27 protein-coding genes, 1 tRNA gene and 1 pseudogene are annotated in these 24,058 nt (G+C 36.8%); 15 read left to right on the top strand and 14 right to left on the bottom strand.

Annotated features, from left to right (window positions below):
* Nucleotides 1–65: 65 nt before the first annotated feature.
* The 3 genes from NMG86_RS24585 to NMG86_RS24575 all read left to right on the top strand — a co-directional run bounded on the left by NMG86_RS24585 (nt 66) and on the right by NMG86_RS24575 (nt 3,064).
* Nucleotides 66–569, top strand: a complete 504-nt coding sequence (locus NMG86_RS24585; RefSeq protein WP_026788106.1) for a phosphoribosyltransferase — start codon at nt 66–68, stop codon at nt 567–569.
* A gap of 479 nt (nt 570–1,048) precedes the next feature.
* Nucleotides 1,049–1,330, top strand: coding sequence for a 4a-hydroxytetrahydrobiopterin dehydratase (locus NMG86_RS24580; RefSeq protein WP_026788105.1), 282 nt, complete (start codon nt 1,049–1,051; stop codon nt 1,328–1,330).
* Nucleotides 1,331–1,426: 96 nt separating this feature from the next.
* On the top strand, nt 1,427–3,064 hold the full coding sequence (locus NMG86_RS24575) for an HD-GYP domain-containing protein (RefSeq protein ID WP_026788104.1): 1,638 nt from the start codon (nt 1,427–1,429) through the stop codon (nt 3,062–3,064).
* Between the two features lie 75 nt (nt 3,065–3,139).
* On the opposite strand, the gene NMG86_RS24570 is transcribed toward NMG86_RS24575, so the two are convergent.
* From NMG86_RS24570 to NMG86_RS24555, 4 genes are read right to left on the bottom strand one after another with little or no spacing between them, the layout of a single operon-like run.
* Entirely contained in the window at nt 3,140–3,460 is a 321-nt protein-coding gene (locus tag NMG86_RS24570; protein WP_026796716.1) for a hypothetical protein, read from the bottom strand.
* Nucleotides 3,461–3,477: 17 nt separating this feature from the next.
* A complete protein-coding gene (locus tag NMG86_RS24565) occupies nt 3,478–3,864 on the bottom strand; it encodes a hypothetical protein (RefSeq protein ID WP_144018182.1) in 387 nt (128 codons plus the stop codon).
* Between the two features lie 24 nt (nt 3,865–3,888).
* Nucleotides 3,889–4,665 (bottom strand): hypothetical protein, encoded by a 777-nt coding sequence (locus NMG86_RS24560; protein ID WP_026796714.1) that lies wholly within the window; start codon nt 4,663–4,665, stop codon nt 3,889–3,891.
* Between the two features lie 31 nt (nt 4,666–4,696).
* The gene (locus NMG86_RS24555; protein ID WP_026796713.1) at nt 4,697–5,533 is read right to left on the bottom strand and encodes an ATP-binding cassette domain-containing protein; all 837 of its coding nucleotides are present in this window, start codon (nt 5,531–5,533) and stop codon (nt 4,697–4,699) included.
* 54 nt (nt 5,534–5,587) lie between these two features.
* Between NMG86_RS24555 and NMG86_RS24550 the strand changes: the two genes are divergently transcribed.
* Nucleotides 5,588–5,893 carry a hypothetical protein gene (locus NMG86_RS24550; RefSeq protein WP_043938954.1) on the top strand — a complete coding sequence of 102 codons (306 nt, stop codon included), beginning with the start codon at nt 5,588–5,590 and terminating at the stop codon, nt 5,891–5,893.
* On the opposite strand, the gene NMG86_RS24545 is transcribed toward NMG86_RS24550, so the two are convergent.
* The 3 genes from NMG86_RS24545 to NMG86_RS24535 all read right to left on the bottom strand — a co-directional run bounded on the left by NMG86_RS24545 (nt 5,855) and on the right by NMG86_RS24535 (nt 8,289).
* Complete coding sequence (locus NMG86_RS24545; protein ID WP_071783063.1) at nt 5,855–6,004, bottom strand: FAD-dependent oxidoreductase; 150 nt, start codon at nt 6,002–6,004, stop codon at nt 5,855–5,857. The two genes, NMG86_RS24550 and NMG86_RS24545, sit on opposite strands and share 39 nt — an antisense overlap.
* Nucleotides 6,005–6,058: 54 nt before the next feature.
* On the bottom strand, nt 6,059–7,126 hold the full coding sequence (locus NMG86_RS24540; RefSeq protein WP_026788103.1) for an ABC transporter permease: 1,068 nt from the start codon (nt 7,124–7,126) through the stop codon (nt 6,059–6,061).
* A gap of 83 nt (nt 7,127–7,209) precedes the next feature.
* The gene (locus NMG86_RS24535; protein WP_026788102.1) at nt 7,210–8,289 is read right to left on the bottom strand and encodes an AI-2E family transporter; all 1,080 of its coding nucleotides are present in this window, start codon (nt 8,287–8,289) and stop codon (nt 7,210–7,212) included.
* A gap of 271 nt (nt 8,290–8,560) precedes the next feature.
* On the opposite strand from NMG86_RS24535, the gene NMG86_RS24530 reads away from it, so the two are divergent.
* From NMG86_RS24530 to NMG86_RS24520, 3 genes are read left to right on the top strand one after another with little or no spacing between them, the layout of a single operon-like run.
* The gene (locus NMG86_RS24530) at nt 8,561–9,886 is read left to right on the top strand and encodes a mannosyltransferase family protein (RefSeq protein WP_144018181.1); all 1,326 of its coding nucleotides are present in this window, start codon (nt 8,561–8,563) and stop codon (nt 9,884–9,886) included.
* 53 nt (nt 9,887–9,939) lie between these two features.
* Nucleotides 9,940–11,343, top strand: a complete 1,404-nt coding sequence (locus NMG86_RS24525; RefSeq protein ID WP_043939649.1) for a DUF2079 domain-containing protein — start codon at nt 9,940–9,942, stop codon at nt 11,341–11,343.
* A complete protein-coding gene (locus NMG86_RS24520) occupies nt 11,340–11,495 on the top strand; it encodes a hypothetical protein (protein ID WP_155806316.1) in 156 nt (51 codons plus the stop codon). Before NMG86_RS24525 ends, NMG86_RS24520 begins: the two co-directional genes overlap by 4 nt.
* On the opposite strand, the gene ctpC is transcribed toward NMG86_RS24520, so the two are convergent.
* Both ctpC and ispG read right to left on the bottom strand, forming a co-directional pair.
* The gene (gene ctpC / locus NMG86_RS24515; protein WP_026788099.1) at nt 11,488–12,774 is read right to left on the bottom strand and encodes a carboxyl-terminal processing protease CtpC; all 1,287 of its coding nucleotides are present in this window, start codon (nt 12,772–12,774) and stop codon (nt 11,488–11,490) included. The genes NMG86_RS24520 and ctpC overlap by 8 nt on opposite strands.
* 152 nt (nt 12,775–12,926) lie before the next feature.
* Nucleotides 12,927–14,147, bottom strand: coding sequence for a (E)-4-hydroxy-3-methylbut-2-enyl-diphosphate synthase (ispG, locus tag NMG86_RS24510; RefSeq protein ID WP_026795333.1), 1,221 nt, complete (start codon nt 14,145–14,147; stop codon nt 12,927–12,929).
* A 181-nt stretch (nt 14,148–14,328) separates the two neighbouring features.
* On the opposite strand from ispG, the gene NMG86_RS24505 reads away from it, so the two are divergent.
* A complete protein-coding gene (locus tag NMG86_RS24505) occupies nt 14,329–15,018 on the top strand; it encodes a Uma2 family endonuclease (protein ID WP_043938957.1) in 690 nt (229 codons plus the stop codon).
* A 68-nt stretch (nt 15,019–15,086) separates the two neighbouring features.
* Here NMG86_RS24505 and NMG86_RS24500 read toward each other — a convergent pair whose 3' ends face one another.
* The gene (locus NMG86_RS24500; RefSeq protein ID WP_043938959.1) at nt 15,087–16,388 is read right to left on the bottom strand and encodes a PQQ-dependent sugar dehydrogenase; all 1,302 of its coding nucleotides are present in this window, start codon (nt 16,386–16,388) and stop codon (nt 15,087–15,089) included.
* Nucleotides 16,389–16,439: 51 nt separating this feature from the next.
* A tRNA-Val gene (locus tag NMG86_RS24495) sits at nt 16,440–16,511 on the bottom strand.
* Nucleotides 16,512–16,587: 76 nt separating this feature from the next.
* On the opposite strand from NMG86_RS24495, the gene NMG86_RS24490 reads away from it, so the two are divergent.
* From NMG86_RS24490 to NMG86_RS24480, 3 genes are read left to right on the top strand one after another with little or no spacing between them, the layout of a single operon-like run.
* On the top strand, nt 16,588–17,259 hold the full coding sequence (locus NMG86_RS24490; protein ID WP_071783062.1) for a metal-binding protein: 672 nt from the start codon (nt 16,588–16,590) through the stop codon (nt 17,257–17,259).
* 33 nt (nt 17,260–17,292) lie between these two features.
* The gene (mazG, locus tag NMG86_RS24485) at nt 17,293–18,117 is read left to right on the top strand and encodes a nucleoside triphosphate pyrophosphohydrolase (protein WP_026796710.1); all 825 of its coding nucleotides are present in this window, start codon (nt 17,293–17,295) and stop codon (nt 18,115–18,117) included.
* A gap of 53 nt (nt 18,118–18,170) precedes the next feature.
* Nucleotides 18,171–18,425, top strand: a complete 255-nt coding sequence (locus NMG86_RS24480) for a hypothetical protein (protein ID WP_026796709.1) — start codon at nt 18,171–18,173, stop codon at nt 18,423–18,425.
* Between the two features lie 375 nt (nt 18,426–18,800).
* On the opposite strand, the gene NMG86_RS24475 is transcribed toward NMG86_RS24480, so the two are convergent.
* The gene (locus NMG86_RS24475) at nt 18,801–19,220 is read right to left on the bottom strand and encodes a hypothetical protein (RefSeq protein WP_026796708.1); all 420 of its coding nucleotides are present in this window, start codon (nt 19,218–19,220) and stop codon (nt 18,801–18,803) included.
* A gap of 331 nt (nt 19,221–19,551) precedes the next feature.
* Here NMG86_RS24475 and NMG86_RS24470 point away from each other — a divergent pair, with 331 nt between their 5' ends.
* Nucleotides 19,552–20,931, top strand: a complete 1,380-nt coding sequence (locus NMG86_RS24470; RefSeq protein ID WP_026796707.1) for a helix-turn-helix domain-containing protein — start codon at nt 19,552–19,554, stop codon at nt 20,929–20,931.
* A gap of 12 nt (nt 20,932–20,943) precedes the next feature.
* On the opposite strand, the gene NMG86_RS24465 is transcribed toward NMG86_RS24470, so the two are convergent.
* Nucleotides 20,944–21,390 carry an HNH endonuclease gene (locus NMG86_RS24465; protein WP_026795325.1) on the bottom strand — a complete coding sequence of 149 codons (447 nt, stop codon included), beginning with the start codon at nt 21,388–21,390 and terminating at the stop codon, nt 20,944–20,946.
* 22 nt (nt 21,391–21,412) lie between these two features.
* Nucleotides 21,413–21,679: a hypothetical protein gene (locus tag NMG86_RS24460; protein ID WP_026795324.1), complete on the bottom strand. Its 267-nt coding sequence runs from the start codon at nt 21,677–21,679 to the stop codon at nt 21,413–21,415.
* A 195-nt stretch (nt 21,680–21,874) separates the two neighbouring features.
* Here NMG86_RS24460 and NMG86_RS24455 point away from each other — a divergent pair.
* From NMG86_RS24455 to NMG86_RS24445, 3 genes and pseudogenes are all read left to right on the top strand, one after another.
* A pseudogene (locus NMG86_RS24455) lies at nt 21,875–22,055 on the top strand (nucleoside triphosphate pyrophosphohydrolase); the annotation flags it as partial.
* Nucleotides 22,056–22,202: 147 nt separating this feature from the next.
* A complete protein-coding gene (locus NMG86_RS24450) occupies nt 22,203–23,381 on the top strand; it encodes a hypothetical protein (protein WP_026796706.1) in 1,179 nt (392 codons plus the stop codon).
* A 79-nt stretch (nt 23,382–23,460) separates the two neighbouring features.
* Nucleotides 23,461–24,054, top strand: a complete 594-nt coding sequence (locus NMG86_RS24445) for a TIGR04376 family protein (protein ID WP_026796705.1) — start codon at nt 23,461–23,463, stop codon at nt 24,052–24,054.
* The last annotated feature ends 4 nt before the right edge of the window (nt 24,055–24,058 follow it).

The following is a 24,058-nucleotide window of genomic DNA, read 5'->3' as shown; positions in this document are numbered from 1 at the left end:
TACGAATTACGAATTACGAATTACGAATTACGAATTACCCATTACGAATTACCCATTACCTAATTATGAGCGATCTGTATATTTCTTGGACAGAATATCATCAAAAGATTGAAACCTTAGCCAAAAAAATTTATGACTCCCAATGGCAATTTAATCAAATTGTCTGTTTAGCAAGGGGAGGATTGCGCGTGGGGGATATTTTATCTCGAATTTTTGATCAACCCCTGGCAATTTTATCCACATCATCCTATTCTGGAGTCGGGGGGAAAGTTCGAGGAGGAATTAAACTCGCTGAACACCTAACAATGACAACAGACACATTAGGAAGTCAAGTTTTATTAGTAGATGATTTAGTCGATTCTGGGGTTAGTTTACAAGAGTCTATCGGTTGGTTAAAATCCCGTTATCCCCAAATTCAAGAAATGAAAACCGCTGTTTTGTGGTACAAAAGTTGTTCGGCGATCGCTCCCGATTATTATATTGATTATCTGGCTGATCATCCCTGGATTCATCAACCCTTTGAATGTTATGAAAACTTAAATTTAGCCAAGCAGGATTATGCAGATTAACATAGATTAAAATCCGTGAAATCCGTGAAATCCTCTTAAATCCGTGATCCCTATTTCCCGATAGATTGCAAAATCTTAATTTTACCTCTGGAAAGTATTTGATTTTTTTACCAATTGGGGTGTGCAATTCTGAAATATTGTGTTATCCTAAAAAGCGTAAACACTGAACGAATTAAACCGTTTAGGGAATCAAGGAGGTGATGCCCATGATTGAAGGTAGTAAACCCATGGGTCACTTGATTGGAAAATGCCGGCTGTGCGCCGGGGCTGTCCTCTAGTGCCAAGTCTATGTTCTGTTAGGACACTTGTTGACCTAGATAACCGGACTTGTTAGAGTGATCTTCCGGCAGTCAGGTTCCGATTCAAGAGACCCGCTACACCGCTCTCGCCCGATCTGGAATGGCAACGGCTAAAACCAGGGCTGGGTGAGGGCGGATAGTATTGTTTATAATCAATTTATTTTTATCCCTAATAATCCCATGGTTGCACTACTCAATTCTAGCCAAATTCAAGAACTTTCTAGTCAAGTTCCCGACTGGAAAGTGGAAGGAAAGCATTTAAAAATAGTCAAAATCTTTAAAGATTTTATTGAAGCGATTGCATTTGTTAACAAACTTGTTGAACCTGCGGAAACGGCTGGACATCACCCCGATTTAGAAATTTCCTATAATAAATTGACCATCAGTTTAACCAGTCATGATGCCGGGGGCTTAACCGAAAAAGATTTTGCCCTAGCGCAACAAATCTCAGCACTGTTTTAATCTTAAGAATACTGCCGTTTTTTTTATGATAGAATACCCCATAAGCCTTTGCTATTTCCCCATTTGAATTCGCAGCTTTAGCTGTGTTGAAGAAAGATGATTTTTAATAACCCCAAGTTCTTGCCTGAATTTGATGAACAAGCGGAACTAATTGAGAAACTTCTCGATATTGGTACTGCCTTATCTGGAACTGAAGATTTAAGCTCCCTGCTGAATTTAATTTTAGCTAAAAGTCGTGAAATTACGTCCAGTGATGCGGGAAGTGTTTATCTTTTGGATCACAGTGATAATAACTCAAAATTACTGTTTAAAATTGCTCAAAATGCGTCTTTACCTAACTTATCTTTTAAAGAATTTGCTATCCCCTTAACCCCTCGCAGTTTAGCCGGATATGTGGCTTTAAATTCGGTTTCTTTAAATATTCCCGATGCCTATGATTTACCCATACATGAACCCTATCAACTAGATCGGAGTTTTGATGAAAATATTAGTTATCGTACCCGTTCAGTTTTAGTGGTTCCAATGCAAAACCGCAAGGGGGAAGTGATCGGGGTATTACAATTAATTAATCGTAAGGTTAACCCTGATATCAAGATTACGCCAGAAAATGCCATAGAAGCAACAAAATCCTATTCTAAATGGGAGGAGCGAATTTTGCGATCGCTGGCTTCCCAGGCTGCTATTTCGATTGAAAGAAATCATTTACAAGAAAGTATTGAAAATTTGTTTGAGGGATTTGTTAAAGCATCGGTAGAAGTGATTGAAGCCAGAGATCCCTGCACTTGTGGTCACTCAGAAAGAGTCGCAGAATTAGCTGTGCGTTTAAGTCAAGAAGTGAGTCAAACTAACTTTGGTTCCCTCTCTGAAATTACATTTAGTGAGCGTCAATTGCAAGAATTACGCTATGCAGCCCTATTACATGATTTTGGAAAAGTCGGGGTTCCCGAAGCCATTTTAACCAAACCCAAAAAACTCTATCCTACTCAATTAGAAGTCATCCGTCATCGATTTGCCTTAGCTCAACGCACCTTAGAAGCAGAATCAATTCAGAGAAAATATGAACATTTGTTGCAACATTCTGCCCAAAAGCTACCCCAGGAAGAAGAATGTATATTCTGTCAATCTTTGCAAGAATCGGATCAAAAATTATCGCAATCTGTCACTAAATTAAGTAAATATTGGACGATTTTATTAGAAGCTAATGAACCTAAAGTTTTAGCAGAAATTCCCTTAAATCAACTGCGAGAAGTTGCCCAAATAACCTACCGCGATTTAGATGGAGAAATGAAACCTTTATTAACTCCAGAAGAAATTGATCAACTGTTGATCCATCAAGGGACTTTAACCCCAGAAGAACGGGAAAGTATTGAATCCCATGTTAGTTATACCTACGCATTTTTAAAACAAATTCCTTGGACAAATGATTTAAAAAATGTACCCATGATTGCCTATCGCCATCATGAAAAACTGAATGGAACTGGGTATCCCTTGGGGTTAACAAGCGTCGATATTCCGATTCAAGCCCAAATCATTACGATCGCCGATATTTATGATGCTTTAACGGCTGGTGATCGCCCTTACAAAAGCGGATTACCCACCGTTACCGCATTGAAAATTCTACAACAAGAAGCCTCTAAAAATACTATTAATGCCGATTGTTTAGAATTATTTAAACAACGGAAAGTTTATGAAGTATTAGGACATAGTATTGATGTAGTAATGGAATTAGCTTGATATCTAATATTTCTGAAGCTCAAAAAGTCAATTTTAAATAGGTGAAATACCCACACTTAAATTTTGGCTTATAATTTAAGTTTTTGAATCTTCATTTTCCTGATGTTCTGAGGAAGAACTTGAATTGGCTAGTTGCTTAGTTAAAATTAATCCTCCAGTTCCTAAAACGAAACCTATTAGGGAACCCACCATAAGTATTTGAGCATTGTTCTTGGTTTTTTCAGATAGTGAGGATGTCACAGTAACTCCAGGAGTTGAGATTTGGATATTTGAAAAAATTGTTTCTGCGGTTTCTACACGCGAAAACTTAATAGCTCCATACAGGAACAGTATTAAACTTACTGACATAATAATGATAGCAATTATTCTTGCTAGAGTTTTAATAGTGAAATTCATAGTTATCTCCATAAATTTTAGGAACAATAAGGATCAAAATGATCATCAACTTTTTTTCTAAAATCTGGCGCTAAGCCCCAGGGTGAATCTATTGATTCACGGTACATTCTAGGCATTTTCAGGGTATATATTTGTCGACAACTTGCTCCATCACTTTTAAAGTCTATGTTCCCTGACCAAGTTCCTTTATTTCCATTATCAGAATCAATTATTACATGATCTTGAAAATATTTAGTAATTTTATCTAAAACAATTTCTATCGTTTGGCCAGCTGCTGTATTAATTAGCTGATCTCCAATATATACAGATACCTCATAAAATACTCCTGTTAATGGGCTACAGCTTAATAAAAGTGGGATAATCACTAAAACAGGTAAAAGACTGTACCTAATATATTTTATCATTGTTCTTTAAGATGTCCTATTAAATTATTTGTTTTCACTAGGCATATATTGAGCTTTTAGTAATATATGTATGCCTAAAAAGACAATGCCAATAATTGCAGCTGTCCCAAAGTGATATATATTATCACTTAGTGGAGGCTGAAATGGAATAGTGTAAGGAAAAAACTTAATAATTCTTAAAATAGCTACTTTATCTATGGCCATACTTATAAACTTTAAGATCCAGGGTATGAATAGAGCAATAACAGCAATCATCTTTCTAACATAGAAATCGAACGTTAAGCCAAAGTCTAATATAACGATTATTCCTCCTGAAAGAATAACGTGGCTGACTAAACCCAAAACATTTATAAACAGTGGGTTAGGTGAAATTTGATGGACAAAAGCAGTTAATATTGACCAAATTCCACCTAAAATACCCAATAAAATAGCATAACTTAAAATCCAAATAGCTCTTGAAGCAGCAATCTCGGCAGGTTTACATGGAGTTAGTCGTAACCATAATAGTTCACTAACCAAAAAGCTATCTCCTAAAGGAAACATAAGCTTGAGAAGTATGTAGAAACTTAAAATTATCCATGTCCACGAAAAGAATTCATTTAAACAAATAATTAATGCTTGATTCCCAAAAGGTTTATAACCTTCTAAAGGTATATCTAAAAACAATAATTCTGTACCATCCCAACTGTAAAAAAATGTAAAAATGCAAGTTAAAAGCATTATAATAGCAAGCCATTTCCATGAATTCACTAAATTTATTAAATGAGGTTTAACTAAGATCAAGATATTTTTGAGACTCATGGTTATCAATCTAGTAACAAGTATGTACTTTTTATTTTCGCACTTTTATTGTAAATTCATCAATTAAACTATTTTCCAAAAGCTCTCCTATAACTTGGAAAATGTTATGTTGGTCAATACTTTGATCAACATTAGAACCTAGAGATGAAGACTTGATTTCTATTTTATAATTAAAATTGTCTGTTATTTTCTGATTAAGATAACCATCTTGTAGCTCATAGATCTTATTAGTTAGTACAAATATTTCATCAAATTTATGAGATATCCATAAAATGCTAAGGTTAAAATCTTCTATTGCACGTTTAATTTCTGATAGAATGATCTTTTTTACTTTTCCATCTAATCCCTCAGTAGCTTCATCAGCAACCAATAAATCTATTTTTTTACCAAGTGCTAAAAAAGCCATTAACCTCATTCTTTGCCCTTTAGATAGTTTTCCTATATTACAACTATAAAAGTTAGGAATATTTAATCTTTGTTCAATGTCATCGCAACTTGGTAAATATTGATTTGACTGTTTCCATAGTAACTTAAAAATTTCAACTACATTTTTAACAGATAAAGAAGTTGGTAATCCTAATTCTCCTAAGTTATATGATGGATCACCAATATATCCTAATTTTGGATAATGTTTTTTCCAAGAAACTTTTTGATCAAACAAGCTAACTTTCCCTTGTTCAGGAGAATATAAACCTAATAAGATCTTAATGATAGTTGATTTTCCCGATCCATTATCCCCCAAAATACCTATTTGATCTCCTGGAAAAATACTAAACGATACATTTTGTAAAACTTTATCTTGATTATTGCCGTAACCAAAAGTAACATTTGCAAACTCTAATAAAGGTTTATCAGTTAATTGTTCCATATATAATTAATTTTTATTTAATTCTTCACTTCATTGAATCATAAATTGATCTCAGTGTCAATATTTCAATCAAAAAGAATAATTTTTTGGTTTAATACTGGAAATGCTCTTGAAAAACTTAATTGTTGTGAAGAAGCCCTGGGTGCTTATCGAAATGCCCGTGAATTGTATCAAAATCTGGGACTTGATGCCGATGTGCAAAAGTGTGATAATGCCATTCAACAATTAACCTCACCGTCTCCCTTGTCTGCCCCTCAATTTCAGGGTTTTTGGCATTGGTTAAACTTGCAAATTCGTCTTTGTTGGCGGTGGTTGCGGCAGTTAAGGTTCGTAATCGTCAGCCGTTTTTCTTTTTTCTAAAACGGTAATTTCTGTCCAGCCGCGTTTTGCTAACATTAAGGCGATCGCCAGTCCCGATGGGCCGCCTCCAACAATCACAACATTTTGACACCCAGATTTTTTAGTTAACATTAGTAGAACTTGAATTCAAGCTTTATTCTAATCAATCAAGTAAGGGAAGATCAACTATCGTTGAATACTACGCGGATCAAGGGCATCTCTTAACCCATCTCCTAATAAATTAAAGGCTAAAACTGTCAAAATAATTAAAATAGCGGGCGGCCAAATTAACCAAGGTTGTAGGACTAAAATTGAGGCATTGGTAGCAGAAGAAAGTAAATTTCCCCAGGAGGGATCGGGGGGTTGAATCCCTAGTCCAATTAAACTTAAAACCGATTCTGAAATAATAAAACTAGGAATCGCTAAGGTAGCCGAAATAATCAAATAAGTAGCCGTTTGGGGCAGAACATGACGGGTGATAATATACAACGGACTTGCACCAATTGCCCTTGATGCTTGCACAAATTGTTGTTCCTTAATTGATAAAACCTGCCCTCGAATCACCCGCGCTAAACCAGCCCAACTAATAAAAGAAATAATCACCACAATTAACAAAAAACGCTGGGTACTGCTAATTTGGGGCGGTAAAACGGCTGCTAATGCCACCAATAAATATAACCCTGGAATCGTCATTAAAACTTCAACAATTCGCATAATTAAGCTATCTAACCATCCGCCAAAATACCCAGAAATCCCGCCAAAAATCATTCCTAACGGGAAAGAAATCATAATTCCTACTAATCCAATACTTAGACTAATTCGCCCCCCATGAACTAGGCGACTAAACTGATCTCTAGCCTGTTCATCTGTGCCGAGTAAGTTAATTTTTCCAGCCCCTACAGTCCCGAATAAATGACGATCAAAAGGAATTATTCCTAGAATTTTATAAGGTTCTCCCGGCACAAAAAATCGCACTGGACTAGGCTGACTTTTATCAAGATTAATTTCACGTTTTCCGGTTTCAATATCAACCGGGCCTTGAGTAGTGGGATAAACATGGGCGCCTATCCATTGCCCTTTTTGATCATACCAATAAATTTGGGTCGGGGGTAATAAAGAAGCGTTAAGTTGGGATTCATAAGGACTATAGGGTGCAACAAAATTTGCCGCAATTACCACTAAATAAAATAACAGTAAAATTCCAGCCCCAAATTGAGCTAAAGGATTCGTTTTTAGTCGTTGCCACCATTTCATAGTTCAGCTTTTTTCACTCTCAAAACAATAAAATTCATCTCTATTTTTGAAAACATTTTCCCCCATTACCCATTACCTATTACCTATTCCTGTGGGTTTAAGGGATTATAAAAAAATGAACCCGTTTGAGGGGGTAAAGTCGGATCAAAAACCACCTCAACGATACTTTTAATTACTCCTGCCATGGGAATTGCCAGAATAAATCCTAATAATCCCCCAATTTTTCCTCCTAATAATAAAGCGCTGAAAATAACAACGGGGCTTAATCCAGTTAAATCCCCCATAATTCGAGGAGCAACAATATTATCCTTCACTTGTTGAACGGAAACGGCAACTGCTAACACCTGTAAAGCCATCCACCAATCAATAAAAGCTACAATAAAAGTGACACTTCCAATGCCTAATGTTGCCCCCACAAAGGGAATAATTTCCAGTAATCCAATCACAACTGCAAATAATAGGAAATAGGGAACTTTAAGCATAAAAAAGGCAACGGTTAAAATGGATGTCATAAATATTCCTTGCAAGGTTTGTCCCAGGACAAATTTTTTCAAATTTCGTTTTAAGGAAATCGTGATCACTTCTCGAATTTGTGGGGATAGAATAGTGATTAAAATTTTCCATAACCGCTCCCCATCTAATAACATATAAAAGGCAATTACCAAGATAAAAATTAAGTCAAAAAACCAATTAAAGGTTCCTAAAACTATCCCCAAACTTCCGGCAAAAATGGGTTCAATGGTTCCCTGAATTTTAGATAAAAGTTGTTGTTGTAAAATCCCCACATCAAAGGGTAAATTACGGTCAACACTCCAGACTTGAAATTCAGCTAACTGTTGTCGTCCTGATTCAATTAATTCTGGTAAGCGTGTGATCAATTGTCGTCCTTGATTAAAGACCGGAGGGACAATGGTTAACCCAATAATTACAAAGGTTAAAATAGCAACTAAATAGACTAAAGCTGCCGCTATTCCCCTAGGAATAAAGCGCTCTAATTTTGCCACTGCATAGTTAAGTAAAAAAGCAATTAATCCAGAGGTTACTAATAAACTAATTAACTCTCCAACATAACCTAATAATTGAAAACTTAACCAACCCACTACTAAAATAAGCAAACAAGTGAGTAAACGATTTTGTAAGGGTGAAAAAACAGAATTGCTCATAGGAAAAATCGAAACCTGAAAATCTACAGTAGTTTACCCTATTTTGGCATAATAGGAAATAGGGATCACGGATTTAAGAGGATTTCACGGATTTCACGGATTTTAATTTGTGTTAATCTGCGTAATCTGCTTAAATCCGTGATAGGTAATGGGAACAACAGATTTTAATGATTACAACCGATTTATAATTGCTTCATTCTTGATACAATTACTTTAATTATAAACTAAAAACAATAATTATTCGCCCGTGCATGGGCAGAAAACTTAACCGATGAATTTAATTAATAGTTTAACTCAAATTTTAGTAAGATTAAAATATTTTTTAATCCAAATTAGCCAATTTTTTCAATCCCAAGGCGTGATTTTTGCCATCAAAATGGGGGTACTTAGTCGCAGTCTGATTTTATTGGCTTTTTTTATAACTGCCCAATTACATCAAGTTTCCTCAGAAACAGAAATAGTAAAAATTGCCTGGGGTTGGCAAATATTTTCGGCTTGGGATAGTCCATTATATCAGGGTATTGCCACCTCTGGATATGAGGTAATTAATCAAAATGAACCCGGTGGAAATGTGGCATTTTTCCCCCTATTTCCTTTGTTAATTCGCGGGTTAATGAATTTAGGTTTACCCTTTGAAGTAGCGGGAACTTTAATTAATAATTTAGCTTTTTTTGGAGCTTTAATTTTACTGTATAAATGGGTTGAAACTACTAATAATCCTCAAGCTGCTCGTTGGACAACGGCTGTTTTAGCTTGGTGTCCGTTATCTATTTTTGGGAGTGTTATTTATACTGAAGGTTTGTTTTTATTTCTGAGTACCGCCGCCCTCCGAGCATTTGATTTAAAAAAATATCCTCAAGTGATTTTATGGGGCAGTTTAGCCACGGCAACCCGCATTACTGGACTGGCTTTAATTCCGGCTTTTTTAATTACATCCTGGCAAAAACGAAAGCCTGCGATCGCCTATTTATCCGGCTTATTAAGTGGCGGTGGGTTGTTATTTTATAGCCTATATTGTTGGATAAAATTTAATAATCCCATTGCTTTTATTACCGTCCAACATACCCAATGGCAACGCCAAACTGGATTTGATAGTCAGGGATGGTTAAAAATGATTATGCAAATTTTGATCGGTTCTCAAAATTGGAAACAAGGCACAATTGTTGACCCTTGGCATCCACTTTTAGTGATAATAATTGCTATAATAGGATATTGTATTTGGCGTTATCGGTATCAATTAGGAAAGGCAAAATTTGATTATAGTTTATTTTTATTAATCATCATTTTATGGCTAATTGCTGGTGATCCTTTCCTGAATACAACTATTATTTTGGGAGGAGGTTATTTACTCTGGTATTTACGCCATGAACTTAGTTTGGTAGCGGTTAATTATGGCTTTTTTGCCTTGGGTTTATTATTAGCATCTGGGGGTACAATTTCTCTAAGTCGTTTAACCTATGGTATTATTTCTATTAGTTTAGCTTTAGGGGTGATGTTATCCCATCATCGTCGTTGGGGTTATCTAACCTTGGGATTTTTTGCCCTCTTACTGATTAGTTTTTCAATTCGCTTTGCCCAACATCTTTGGGTAAGTTAATAGAAAAAAGGCAATAAAGGAAAATATAGAATCTTTAATAAATAAGATAAAAAATGATATTATTTTCAGAAAAAAAAATTAAAGTTCATCCCGTATTAACAGGATTTATTATTAGCAGCTTGATTTTATTTGCTTGTAGTAGTTTACGTCATTTTTTCTTTCAATCTAATGCCTATGATTTAGGAATTTTTGATAATGGAATTTACTTAATTAGTCAGGGAAAAGAACCCTTTGTTTATTTTCGAGGATTACATATTCTAGGGGATCATGCCGCCTATATTCTGTATATTATTGCCCTATTTTATAAACTTTACCCCGATATTCATTGGTTATTTGCTATTCAAGCAATTTCCCTTTCCCTCGGTGCATTACCCACTTATCAGCTATCTTTACAAGCAGGATTAAAAGAAACCCAAGCCCAAACCCTAGGATTTGTCTATCTATTATATCCTTTAATTTTTAATGTTAATTTATTTGATTTTCACCCGGAAGTAATCGCCTTACCTGCGATTTTATATGCTATTTTAGCGGCTAGAAATAATCATATTTTAGGATTTATTATCTCGATTTTTATTATTTTAGGCTGTAAAGAAGTTTTATCTTTATTATTAATAACAATGGGGATATGGTTATGGCTATTTGAGAAAAAACGCCGTTGTGCTGCGATCGCAATTCTTTCAGGAATATGCTGGTTTTTCCTCTCTACAGAATGGATTATCCCCCACTTTTCCCAAGCCCCACCCATCGCCGTTGGAGTCTATAGTTTCCTGGGAAATTCTCTATTTGAAATCAGCTTAAATATCATATTAAAACCTGGATTAGTATTAAGTAAAATTTTCACTTTAGCTAATTTAGAATATTTAATTTTACTCTTAATTCCCTTAATTTGGGGACTCTCTTGGCGACATTTAACTCCTTTAATTTGTGCGACACCAATTTTATTTTTAAATCTGTTAGCCGAAAATCCCCAAATGAAGAACTTAACGCAACAATATTCCTTAGCAATTTTGCCTTTTCTTTTATTAGCTATTATTGCCAATTTAGCAACAGGAGGAGGATGGATAAAACAAAAAAAATGGATAATTTTATGGTCTTTAATTTGCTTTTTCGCCTTAGCAAAATATGGTTATTTTGCCTCCAAATATCTCCAAACCCTCGATAATTGGCAAGCTACACGGGAAGCCCTAACCTATATTAAAACCCAAAATCCTGTTTTAACCACGGATAAAATTACCCCCCACCTTACCCACCGTCCTATCCTACAATTAGCTATCCAAGGACGAGAACAGACCGATTTAAAACCCTTTCAATATGTTTTATTAAACCAACGTCACCCCGGATGGCCGAGTTCTCCCGAATTAGTAATCGAATTAGTAAACCGATTAAAAAATCATCCTGATTTTCAATTAAAATATCATCAGGATGATGTTTGGTTATTTGAACAAGATTCTGTTTGAAAATAATCGCAAAAACGCTTTTTAGTTGTTGGGCTTTAGCCCAATCTTTCTGGGATAAAGCACGGAAAGATGGGGCTAAAGCCCAACAACGAGCCCAACAACGAGCCCAACAACGAGCCCAACAACGAGCCCAACAACTTTTAATTACTTAGACTTAGTTTGAGTTCCCTGTTTAGTTTTAGAAATTTCAGCACCGAGAATTTCTAACCCCTTCACATATTGAGGATCATCAATTGTTCCAACTTTAGTCCGATCTTTTCTTAACTCATCCCGTTGTTTTTCGGTGAGTTCAATTTTAATATCCGGTTGAATGCCTTCATGGTTAATATCTCGACCACTGGGGGTAAAATATTTAGCAATAGTTACTGCTAAACCCGAAGATTTGCCAACGCCCCTGACCGACTGAACTAACCCTTTACCAAAGGTTTTTGTTCCGACTAAAAGCGCCCGTTTATTATCCTGTAATGCACCGGATAAAATTTCACTAGCACTGGCCGATCCGCCATCAACTAAAACCACTAATGGTTTACTCGTTAAAGCTCGATTATTTGCCTTTTCACGGTCAGTTTCACCCTGGCGATCCACCGTAGAAACAATATCTCCTTGATTCAGCCACATCCGCGCAATTTCAACGCTAGAATAAAGTAAACCCCCAGGATTTGAGCGTAAATCTAGGACATAACCCGAAACATTTTGTTTTTCTAAATCACTAATAGCATCCCGCATTTCTTCGGCGGCGTTAGCGCTAAAAGTATTTAGGCGAATATAACCAATATCTCCCTTAGAACTAGGATTTTTAGAAGCACGAACCGGATGAATTTCAATGCGATCGCGAGTAATATTAAAATCCAAAGGTTTATCCCCCCGCAGGATTTTAATATTAACTTTCGTTCCCACCGGGCCACGAATTAAACTCACCGCTTCATTAATATCAATGCCCTCGGTACTGCGACCATCAATTTCAGTAATAATATCCTGGGATTGAACCCCAGCACTAAATGCGGGGGAATCCTCAATGGGTGAAATCACCACTAATTTTTTCGTTTTCTCATCCTGGGTTAATTGAATCCCTACCCCCGTTAACTCCCCGGAGGTGTCAATTTGCATATTTTTGAATTCTTCGGGGTTCATGAAGCGAGTATAGGGGTCATCTAGCTTCTTCAACATTTCCCGAATGGCTTTATAAGCCTGTTCATCGTCGGCATAGTTCCGGTTTAAATACTCGGTGCGGGTCGCCACCCAGTCCACTTGATTAAAGGTGCCATCAACATAACTTTTTTGGATCACCTGCCAAACTTCATCAATCAACTCCTTTGGGCTTTCCCGAAAGGATGCCTGACTAGAAAGATGAATTCCTGCTCCGGCAACGGTTACAGCCGTTAACATCATTGCCGTCGCCCCAAGAACCAGCCCACTTCTCGAAATAATCATCGGTTTGCTGAACTAGAAAATAGAAATTTCAATATCAATACGCCCAATTTAGCACAGGTTTCAGCTTTCCGGTATTGATTCTTGGTTCAGGATATAAAAGTAGTTATCAATATTAATTAGCGAGCGAGGACGCTCGCACTGCTTTGAATTAATTAAGGATCAACCCAACGACCATCAGTTTTAATCAAACTAATTAATTCTTCAACCCCTTGGGTTTCAGGGACTTTTTTAATCTCCTCTCGACCCCGATATAGGGAAATAAAACCCGGTTGTTTACCGACATAACCATAGTCAGCATCGGCCATTTCTCCGGGCCCATTAACAATACATCCCATCACCGCAATATCTAAACCCGTTAAATGTTTTGTGGCTTCACGAACTTGATGTAAGACTTCTTCCAAATTAAATAAAGTTCGACCGCAGGAAGGACAAGCCACATATTCAACCATGGTTTTCCGCAGTCCTAAAGCTTGCAGAATACTATAACAAACCGGGATTTCTTTTTCAGGAGCTTCAGTTAAAGAAACCCGAATTGTATCACCAATTCCTGCTGCTAATAAAGTGCCAATTCCCGCCGTTGATTTAATTCGGCCATATTCTCCATCTCCGGCTTCCGTCACCCCTAAATGTAAGGGATAATCCATGCCTAATTCATCCATCCGTTTCACCATTAAACGGTTCGCCGCCACCATCACCGGAACCCGGGAAGCTTTCAGGGAAATAACAATATTTTGAAAATCCAAAGATTCACAAATTTTAATAAATTCTAATGCAGATTCCACCATGCCTTCCGGGGTATCACCATAAGTAAATAACATTCTTTCGGCTAAGGAACCATGATTTACCCCAATTCGCATCGCCTTACCTTGATCGCGCAAAGATACGACTAAAGGTTCTAAGGTTTGTCTAATTTTATCACCAATTTCATTAAATTCAGTTGGGGTGTATTCCGTGCGATCGCTTTTCGGTTTTTCAAATACATATAACCCCGGATTAATTCTTACTTTGTCCACATATTTTGCCACTTCCAAAGCAATTTTCATGCCATTATGATGAACGTCCGCCACCAGGGGCACAGGTTGATAGGTTTCGGCTAATTTCTGTTTAATTTTCCCTACGGCGGTGGCATGACCCACACTGGGAACCGTCACCCGCACAATTTCACAGCCAATTTCATGCAGACGACGCACCGCAGCCGTCGCCCCCTCAATGTCCATCGTATCCTCATTAATCATTGATTGGACAACCACGGGATGACCGCCCCCAATAGTAACCGTCCCTACCTGGACAGGACGGGTTTGACGGCGGTGAATCATCGTATCCACCGATGTTTGACTAGCCGGGGTTTGAGTAGGAATAGGTAAAGTTTGCATAGTTAATAATTGATGTTTGTCAATATAGCGATCGGAATTTTTTTTCCTATTGATTAATAGATTGCCACAAAAGGGGCATTTAGGGAATTACCCATCGCGGATAGTTAAGGGGGTTCGGGAGGAAAGGGGTAATTGCTTCTACAATTTAACTAGGCTCCTGATTGTTACCAAAGGTTTAACGATGTTGTTAGAACTGAAACAAATCACCGTTCCCCCTGGACAAACCGTGATATTTAATCAGATTACTTGGCAAGAATTTGAAACCCTATTAGATGAATTAGGTGAACATCGTTCATCCCGAATTGCTTATGCAAATGAAACCTTAGAAATTATGACTCCCTTACCTGAACATGAATTTAGCAAAGAACTTGTTAGCGATTTGATCAAAGCTTTACTAGAAGAACTCGATATAGAATTTTTCCCTTTGGGTTCAACTACATTCAAAAATCAACTTATGCGACAAGGAATAGAACCAGATAACTGTTTTTTTATTCAAAATGAAGCTTTAGTTAGAAATAAAAACCGATTAGATTTAACAATTGATCCCCCTCCAGATTTGGCTTTAGAAATTGATATTACTTCCCGCACCCATCTTGATATTTATGCCACATTAGGGGTTCCTGAACTTTGGAGATTTGAAAACGGCATATTAAAAATCTATATTTTGCAAAATGGCAACTATCAAGAAACACAATATAGTCCCACCTTCCCTAATTTACCCTTAACTGATATTATCCCTCAATATTTACAAAAAATTAAAATATTGGGACGAAACGCCACAATGAAAAAATTTAGAAGCTGGATTAAAAAGACGTATATAGCAGGGAACACCGGAACAGCCCCCCCAAACCCCCCGTGCACGGGGGGCTAGGGGGGGAGGGAACAGGGGGGATCATCTGTAGCATTTATAATCAGATTTCATATTATTCTCAACCCAACCTAGGGAGAATATTGAACCCGATAAATCCGGCCATTACTTTCTTCAGTAAAAATCAAACTTCCATCGGGTAATACTAATAAACCCACCGGACGACCCCAAGTTTCAGGAATAGCAGGATTAACTAAAAATCCAGTTAAAAATTCCTCGTAATATCCCTGGGGACGACCTTGATTAAAAGGAATAAAAACTAATTTATATCCCGTACCAGAATTGCGATTCCAACTACCTCTAAACGCTACAAATGCGCCTTTTTTATAGGGTTCTGGGAAGGTATTACCATCATAAAATTGTAATCCTAAAGCGGCTGAATGGGCTTGAAATAAAACATCGGGTTTTAAGGTTTTTTTAACTAAATCCGGGCGGACACTTTGACCATTTTGAACATGACGCGGATCTAAATTATTAGGTGTAAAATAACTATAGGGCCAGCCATAGAATTCTCCTGAACGAATACGGGTAAAATAATCAGGAACTAAATCATCCCCTAACCCATCCCTTTCATTAACAGTTGTATAAAGTTCTTTGGTTTCTGGATGAAAGTCTAACCCCACAGGATTTCTTAATCCATAAGCAAATGTTTGTTGATTAGACCCGTCTAAATTCATCACTTGAATTGATGCACGGGGAGGATTTTCTTCACTCACATTTGTTTTTGAACCAATGGAAACATAGAGTTTTTGATTGTCAGGAGAAACAACAACATTGCGTGTCCAATGTTGGTTATATCCGCCTCCAGGTAACTCCGCTATTTTTTCGCCTGTTCCCGTGAGTTGCTGTTGATTATTATAGGAATAACGTCTAACTTCGTCTGTATTTCCCAAGAAAAAATAACCGGGTGAAAATGCCATTCCAAAGGGAATATTTAAGCCATTTTTGCTATCTGCAAAGGTTGTAATTTGATCAGCTACCCCATCTTTGTTGGTATCTTTTAATAACCGAATCCGGTTTTGTTTGGTTTCTGTTACTAATACATCACCATCGGGAGTTAAGGCTAACCACCGAGGATTATCTAAATTTTCGGCAAAGATATTAACTTTAAATCCGGGGGGAACATTTAAAACGGGGTTATTAGGAATGGGAATAACTTGGGGAGGTTTAGATGCACTCTCACTATGGAAAGGTGGCGGTAAGTCTTCTAAATTAATCCGAATCGGTTGGGGGGATAATGGTTTTATGATAATATTATTTTGGGTTTCGATCGCAACGGAAATGGAGGAATTTGTGGGAATGCGATCGCTATTTTGTTGACAACCGATTAATAATCCTAAAAATAATAAGGGAAAATAACCTAATTTGGACATAATTACCCTGCTATTATTCGAGTTGATGAATTCTATTAAGATTTAAAATCATGGGCGGTACAAGATTCGAACTTGTGGCCTCTTCCTTGTAAGGGAAGCACTCTACCGCTGAGTTAACCGCCCGATTAACACATTCGGCTATTATAGCATAAACTTTTAGAATCACAACCCTATTTTCCCTGATTGATCATTTTACCCCATGCCATCAGGTCAAACCCACGACCAGATAACTCTTTGGAGCTTACCCTTTATTGCGGGCTTAACCTTTAGCCAAACCCGCAGCAGTCACCTCACCTTTCTGGTGACGGGGAGTTTCCTGTTTAGTGGCCTCATGTTTGGCCCCGATTTAGATATCAACTCCCGACAGTTTCAACGCTGGGGGATGTTGCGGTGTTTCTGGGCGCCCTACCAAAACAGTTTGCGCCATCGCTCCTTTTTATCCCATGGGCCTTTTATTGGGACGGCTTTGAGGATTCTTTATTTAGGAGGAGGTCTGGGAATTTTGGGATTTTTGGGGTTAATGGTGGCACAATATTTAGAGTTACTAAATAGGGAACCTTTAGAAATATTGCAGAATAGTTTGCGATCGCTCTCCAATTATCCGAGGGAATGTATCGCCATTTATTTAGGATTAGAAATGGGAGCCATGAGTCATTCTTTTAGTGACTGGTCTAACTCTTTATATAAAGAATTTAGAAAATGGCTAAAAACCGGAAAAACTCAAACAGAGATCAGGGAAACACCCAAACCCCAAAAAACCAAGCGTCAAGTGTCTGAATTTCCCCAATTGGAGCTTCCCCCAATTAAACCCAAACGTCAAAAATCTAATCCCACAAATGCTAAAAAATCTCCCCGTCGTCCTAAAAAATAAACCTTTTTTGATCATAAAATTCAAGGATTTAAAATGAGTAACACCGAAAATATTACCCTGAATCCTACATTAATCGCTCTACAAAACTTAATTGATGTTGTTGCCAAATTGCGATCGCCAGAGGGGGGATGTCCTTGGGATTTGGAACAAACACCAGAAACTTTAGTACCCTATATTATTGAAGAAGCCTATGAAGTAGTAGACGCAATTCGGAGCGGGGATCAAAATGCTATTGCTGATGAATTAGGGGATTTACTATTACAAGTAATTTTACAAGCCCAAATTGCCGGGGAATCAAATCAATTTTCCTTAGAAGAAATTGCCAATAATATTACAGAAAAATTAATTCGTCGCCATCCTCATGTATTCGGGGCAGTGGAAGTTAATAGTGTCGAAGAAGTTAGGCAAAATTGGGAAGAAATCAAATCAAATGAGCGAGGAGAAACACCCGAAACTAAAACTTTTAGTTCTAAATTAAGCCGTTATGCGCGACAATTACCCCCGTTAATTGCCGGAATGAAAATTTCTCAAAAAGCTGCATCTATCGGTTTTGAATGGGATAATATTGAGGGGGTTTGGGATAAATTTGAGGAAGAAGTTGCTGAATTTAAAGAAGCAATTCAAGGATCGGATAAAGAGCATCAACAAGCAGAATTAGGGGATATTTTATTTGTCTTAATTAATTTAGCCCGTTGGTATAATTTAGATCCCCATATTGGGTTACAGGAAACTAATCATCGTTTTATTAAACGGTTATCCAAGGTTGAGGAATATTGCGATCGCCCCTTATCAGAATACAGTTTAGAGGAATTAGACGCTCTTTGGCAACAAGCAAAAGCTATCCTAGCCCAGAAATAAAGTCTAATCGTGCTAAAATAGAGAAGGTTTATCAATAGTTTTGGTAAGTTATTATGCCATCTTTAGAAGTTCGTGAATTTGCCGAAAAAATTAACCAATTATCTTTTGAGGATAAACAATGGTTATTACAACAATTAATGCAAGAAATTACTATTTCTGACAATTCTGAACTGAACCCATCTAATTCTTTGACGAATGAGGTTAAAAAGACATTTAATATTACTCCTGCTGTACCAGGAAGCGGTTATGCTGATACAACAATCAATCATGATCAGATATTAGCTAATACTCTATTATGTGAGTCATGATTAAAGCGGTTATTGCTGATACAACTCCTCTTTATGCTTTAGTTGATTTTAGTGAGCAATAAATAAAGAACCACAAAGGCACGAAGACACTAAGAAAGAGATTAAGAGTAAACTTTGTTTAGAAATAGAAAATCAAGAATTTTAAAGATTATAATTTATTGGATAGGGAGTTTTTAGACTTACGATAATTACAGCTTAATTCTCCGTAGGGTGCGTCCGATTTTTAAGTAAATGGTTAAACCAATACTTTTTCTGTCTGAGGATATTATCAACTAAAATCAAATGATAAGAAATGCTTGGGAGAGACTTTTATAATTCATTCAGACTACCGCCCCTCCCCTGACCAGAATCTTTACGATTGTTAACAGAAGTCATCTAATCTGCAAAGAGATCTATGCCACTTCCTTGATTATTAAGTTTGAATGAATAGTTTTTTTCATCATCCAAACCATAGCTAGACTCTTGATAACCATCAGCATAAGAAGCATCAAAAGCAACATTTCCAGGTAATATAACATTTGTATAGGTTCTACAGTAACCAACACGCAATGGTGCCTCCAATGAACCGTTAAGCGTAAAACTAATGCTATTTTCCGTCTTATTGCAAATTTTAAAGTCTTGAGTAGTCATATGTACCGGATTTGTTATTCCTCCATGGTCACAGGTTGGATCCATACGACCCCAAAAACCTGTACAGGCAGATGCTGGACGAACTTCTCCTAAAAAAGTTATTCCAGAGATGGCTAAACCAGTTAATAGAAAATACGAAGATAACCAGGAAAAAGTAGTTTTCATCAACTCTCCTAAAATTATTACAGAAATAAGCTAACTCCAACTAACTTTTTCATCTGGGCAGCATTAAATAATTTTTGCCTTTCATCTTCTGATCCAGATCGGTTGCATAAAATCGCATCACTACTTATGCAGGACTGCCCTTTTAATTTTAGTCAAGTTAGCTTACATCTGTATCCTTTCTATCAACTGATCAATCTTACCTACAATACTAAAATGTCTGATTAAATCGTGTCTTTTATTAATAAATATTTCTGATTAAATCTTGAATTGTCGTAAAATGCCTGACTAAATTAAGGTATAATGTCTATAATTCTTACTCTATATGGCTTTTATGATGATTACAGAAATTTTACAAATAGCCGATCACTTAGTTTTTTCACAAACAGGAAAACACCTAGATAATCTTCAAGAAGCAGTAATTAAAGGGGTATGGCAGAATGAAACTTATAGAGAAATAGCAGAAGAATGTAACCACAGTGAAGGTCGGGTGAGAGATGTGGGTTATAAATTATGGGAAATTCTATCCAAACAATTAGGAGAAGATATTAATAAGTCTAATTTTAGGTCTACTTTTAAAAGATTAAATATAACATCCTCTCAAAATCAAAATATTTGTCAAAATGGTAATCATAATTTTAATTATAGTCCAGAAATTTTATATAATTCAAAGCAAAATAGTCAAGAAAAGTTAAATAATGCTTTATCTAAATCAGTTAGCAACGATTTAACCCTGGCTCCCAAAATAATAAATTGTTATAATAGAGAATCTGAACTTAAAACTGTTTATAATTGGATATTAGATAATAATATTCGTTTGATTTCAGTTTTAGGATTATCTGGAATAGGGAAAACGACTTTAGTTAAAAGATGGGTTGATTTAAACTTAGATCAATTTGAAGTAATTATTTGGAAAAGTTTAAAATATCCCAAACCTTTAGAATTACTGATCAATGATTTATTGAATGCTTGTAACCAAGAATCAAAAGCAACTATAGATGACAACTTAAAACAATTATTTGATGTTTTCACGGATAAAAAATGTTTGATTATCCTTGATGACGTTCATAATATTTTTACCCAGGGTGAATTTTCTGGACAATATCAAAGTGTTTATCAAGATTATCAAAACTTTTTTAAACTGATCACAGAAACAGAACATCAAAGTCATCTAATTTTAATGAGTCAAGAACAATGTGCAGAAATGGAATGTTTGGATGAGGAATTATATCCGATTAAATCTTTAAAATTATCCGGTTTAGAGGATGGAGAAATTTTGTCAGGGATAGGATTAAAACAAGATCAGGATAGGGGGTTAAAATTGATTGAAAAATATCAAGGAAATCCGATGTATTTGAAAGATATTGCTCTTTTAATTAAAGATGTTTTTGATGGGGATGTGGCTGAGTTTTTAGCTGAGGATAGTTTAGTAATTACTAAAGAAATGCGATCGCACTTTAACCAGCTATTTAATAGATTATCACCTATTGAACAGGAAATTGTTTTAGTATTGAGTCAATTTGAGCAACCTGTTTCCAGAGAAGATTTAAGACAACATTTAGACTTGTCCTCAATGGACTTAATTAATGGTTTAAAATCTTTACAACAACGGTATTTAGTTGCTAAAATCAAAGGCGATACCATTTTGTTTAATTTATCTTGTCTTTTTCGGGAGTATGTGAGAACAATAGGAGAAAAATCTAATAATTACTGATCTGTGTAATAATTATTCTGATGACATTTCATTAGCTAAAATTGGATCGTCACTGGGTGGATGTCTTTCTGCAATTAAATCAGCAGCACGAATATCAATAATTCTATTTCTATTTAATTCTAACAATTGTACAGTAGCGCGTCCTATAGAGGTTAAGCCAATAATGTAGAGTTTATCTTTTGACCAAATAAAGTGATTTTTCCAATCATGTAAACGGGGGTTAAATAAAGAAACTTCTAAATTTGATTCTGGATCGGTAGCCGTAATTTTATTAGATTTTTTACGATTACAATGAAAACAAGCTAAAGCTAAATTATCAGGAGAATTTGCCCCACTTTGATCAAGGGGAATAATATGATCAATCGTAAATTGAACATATTGCCATTTTTCTGAAGCATGACAATATTCACACAAATATTTTGCTCGTTTACGAACTTCTTTAGGAGTATTTTTATCCATAAATTAAAAATAATATTTTTCGTTAAATCTGAGTTGAATAAAGATTGCGAATCGTCCGATTTACCAAACTTAAATAATCATCTAATTCTTCATAAGCATCTAATTCTTTTTCTTCTTCAAGAGTTAATACTGCTTTCTTTTGTCTCTCAAGTAAAGTTTCAATTCTACTTTGAATCTTTTCAGAAGCACGAAAGATAGTAATTCCTTCTATTAAGGTAATGCTAATTATCCCTTCTAAGGAAAAATTTTCAGGTAAAGTTTCAAGTTTGGGTAAAGTTAAATTTTGCATGATTAAAACTGGATTAAAGTATATAATAATAGCTATCTGACTCTGTACTTTCTTAACCTATTTTAGCATAACATTCAAAATAATGCTATAATAGGAGAAATTTATCAATATTTATTTGTGGTAAGTTATTATGCCATCTTTAGAAGTTCGTGAATTTGCCGAAAAAATTGACCAATTATCTTTTGAGGATAAACAGCAGAATTAGGGGATATTTTATTTGTCTTAATTAATTTAGCCCGTTGGTATGATTTAGATCCCCATATTGGGTTACAGGAAACTAATCATCGTTTTATTAAAAGGTTATCCAAGGTTGAGGAATATTGCGGTCGCCCTTTATCGGAATACAGTTTAGAGGAATTTAGACGCCCTCTGGTAACAAGCAAAAGCTATCCTAGCCCAGAAATAAAGTCTAATTTTTAGTTCAACAATGGGCTAAATGTCGGAAATGATATAAAAATATCAATAAAATAGCTGTATCATCAATAAATCGAGGTTAAGGATTTACAGATAACAGGAGCGATCAATGCCTCAAGAAACAATGAGTAAAACCCGGTTGGAATTCTCCCAAGTGCCAATTGCCAAAGCACCAATATCGGTAGAAGCATGGGCCGATGAACTGATGGATGACCTTTTTTCTGATGTTGATCGGGCGATCGAGGGAAAATCTCGGCTACCCAAGGAAGCGGTCAAATCAGAATTTGTCTCCCTAAAATCGATTAAAGTCCCTCAAATTATTCTACCCCCGATGCCACGGGAGGAAGAAGAAGACAAAGACAAATTACGCGATGCGAGTGTTAAAAAGCCCTCTCCCTCGTTGGATCGGATTCTATTAATTGCGGCGTTTTCATCGCTATTTATCACACTATTATTATGGTTGGCGACCCGGGGAGGGCTAGGGCGTTTATTTGCCCCGGAACCTGTGGCGGTGTCCCCCGAACGCGTATTAGATACCAAGACCAAAGCGGATATTCAATTTTCCAATTATATTGAGCGATCGCTGACAAATATTGAACAACAGAATCAACAAACAGGGTTAGGCTTGCCCCTATTACCTCCTCCCGTGGCCAATGCCACCCTACCGACCCTGCCCGTTCCTGGGACTCCGCCCGTGGCTCCCGTGGCTCCCGTGGTGGATACCAATAACCTCGTCGCAGCTATTAACCGAGTGGCTGGGGCGATTCAAGATGCCTCTAATCAAACCGCATCTCTGTCTCAACAGGTGATGAAAAACTTGGCTAAGGGACAACAAACCCAGCCCCCCGCACCTGCTTCTGTTGCGGTTCCAGGTGGACAAGGTTCGGGTGCTGCTCCCGTAGCTCCTGCAAAAACAGGAGCTTCAACCCCCACAACCCAGGCTAAACCCGCTACACCGACCCAAGTTACTCCCACAACTCCTCAAGTTCGGCAGGAAGTCCCGGCGGCAACTATTCCATTACCCCCCTCACCTGGGGTAACGGAAACGCCAGCACAAGAGCCAACGGCAGCGAACCCTGCCCCAATAACGGCCCATACCTTGGTGGGAACTCTGGAATTGGGCGATCGTTCGGCGGCCCTGTTTGAAATTAATGGAGTAGCCCGTCGGATTTATGTCGGTGAAACCATTGGTGCGAGTGGTTGGTCACTGGTGGAAGTGGTAAACCAGCAAGCCGTTATTCGTCGGAATGGGGAGGTTAAAACAATTTTTGTGGGACAACAATTCTAAATGGGTTAATTCAGTTAATCCTGGGAGAGAGACGCGCCGTGGCACGTCTCTACTGTTCTTTTCTATTTAATATTTAATTATGGGTTTATTTGAAGATTTTAGTAATTTTTTAGAGACTCGGTTAGAGGAGTTTCTCAAGGATAATCCTCATTTAGAATTGCAAGCTTTAGAAGAACAGTTGCGGGAACAGGAGGAGGATACCTTAAAATTAATTGCTGAGTTGAACCGAAAGGAAAAAAAGCTACAAGCGGAAATTTTAGAAGTGGCTCAAGATGTCCAAAAATGGCATAAATGGGCACAAAAAGCACAAGCAGCCAATCGTTTAGATTTAGTGGCGGCGGCTCAAGAGCGAGAGGCGGGATTTTTGCGTCAAGGGAATCAACTTTGGGGACAAATGCAAGGAGTTAAAGACCGGATTCAAAAATCTAAAGAAGTCTATTATCAAGTTCAACAACGTCACAAAGAAGTTAAGGTTAAAGCCGCAGAAGTTGAAGCTAACCGTAGCAAATCAAAAGCTCAAGAAAACCCTCAAAATTCCAGGGAAACCCAGGGTTGGAATCAGAGTAAATCCTCTGGTAGTTCTAATTCTTTTAATGATTCCTTAGAAGGGAAATTCAAACAATGGGAAATGGATGAAGAATTAGAACAGTTGAAACGGAATATGGGACGTTAGAATT

Source organism: Planktothrix rubescens CCAP 1459/22, from assembly GCA_904830895.1.
Taxonomy (GTDB): Bacteria; Cyanobacteriota; Cyanobacteriia; order Cyanobacteriales; family Microcoleaceae; genus Planktothrix; species Planktothrix agardhii.
The sequence above is the reverse complement of the archived record's forward strand: the minus strand, read 5'-3'. Positions and strand labels throughout refer to the sequence as shown.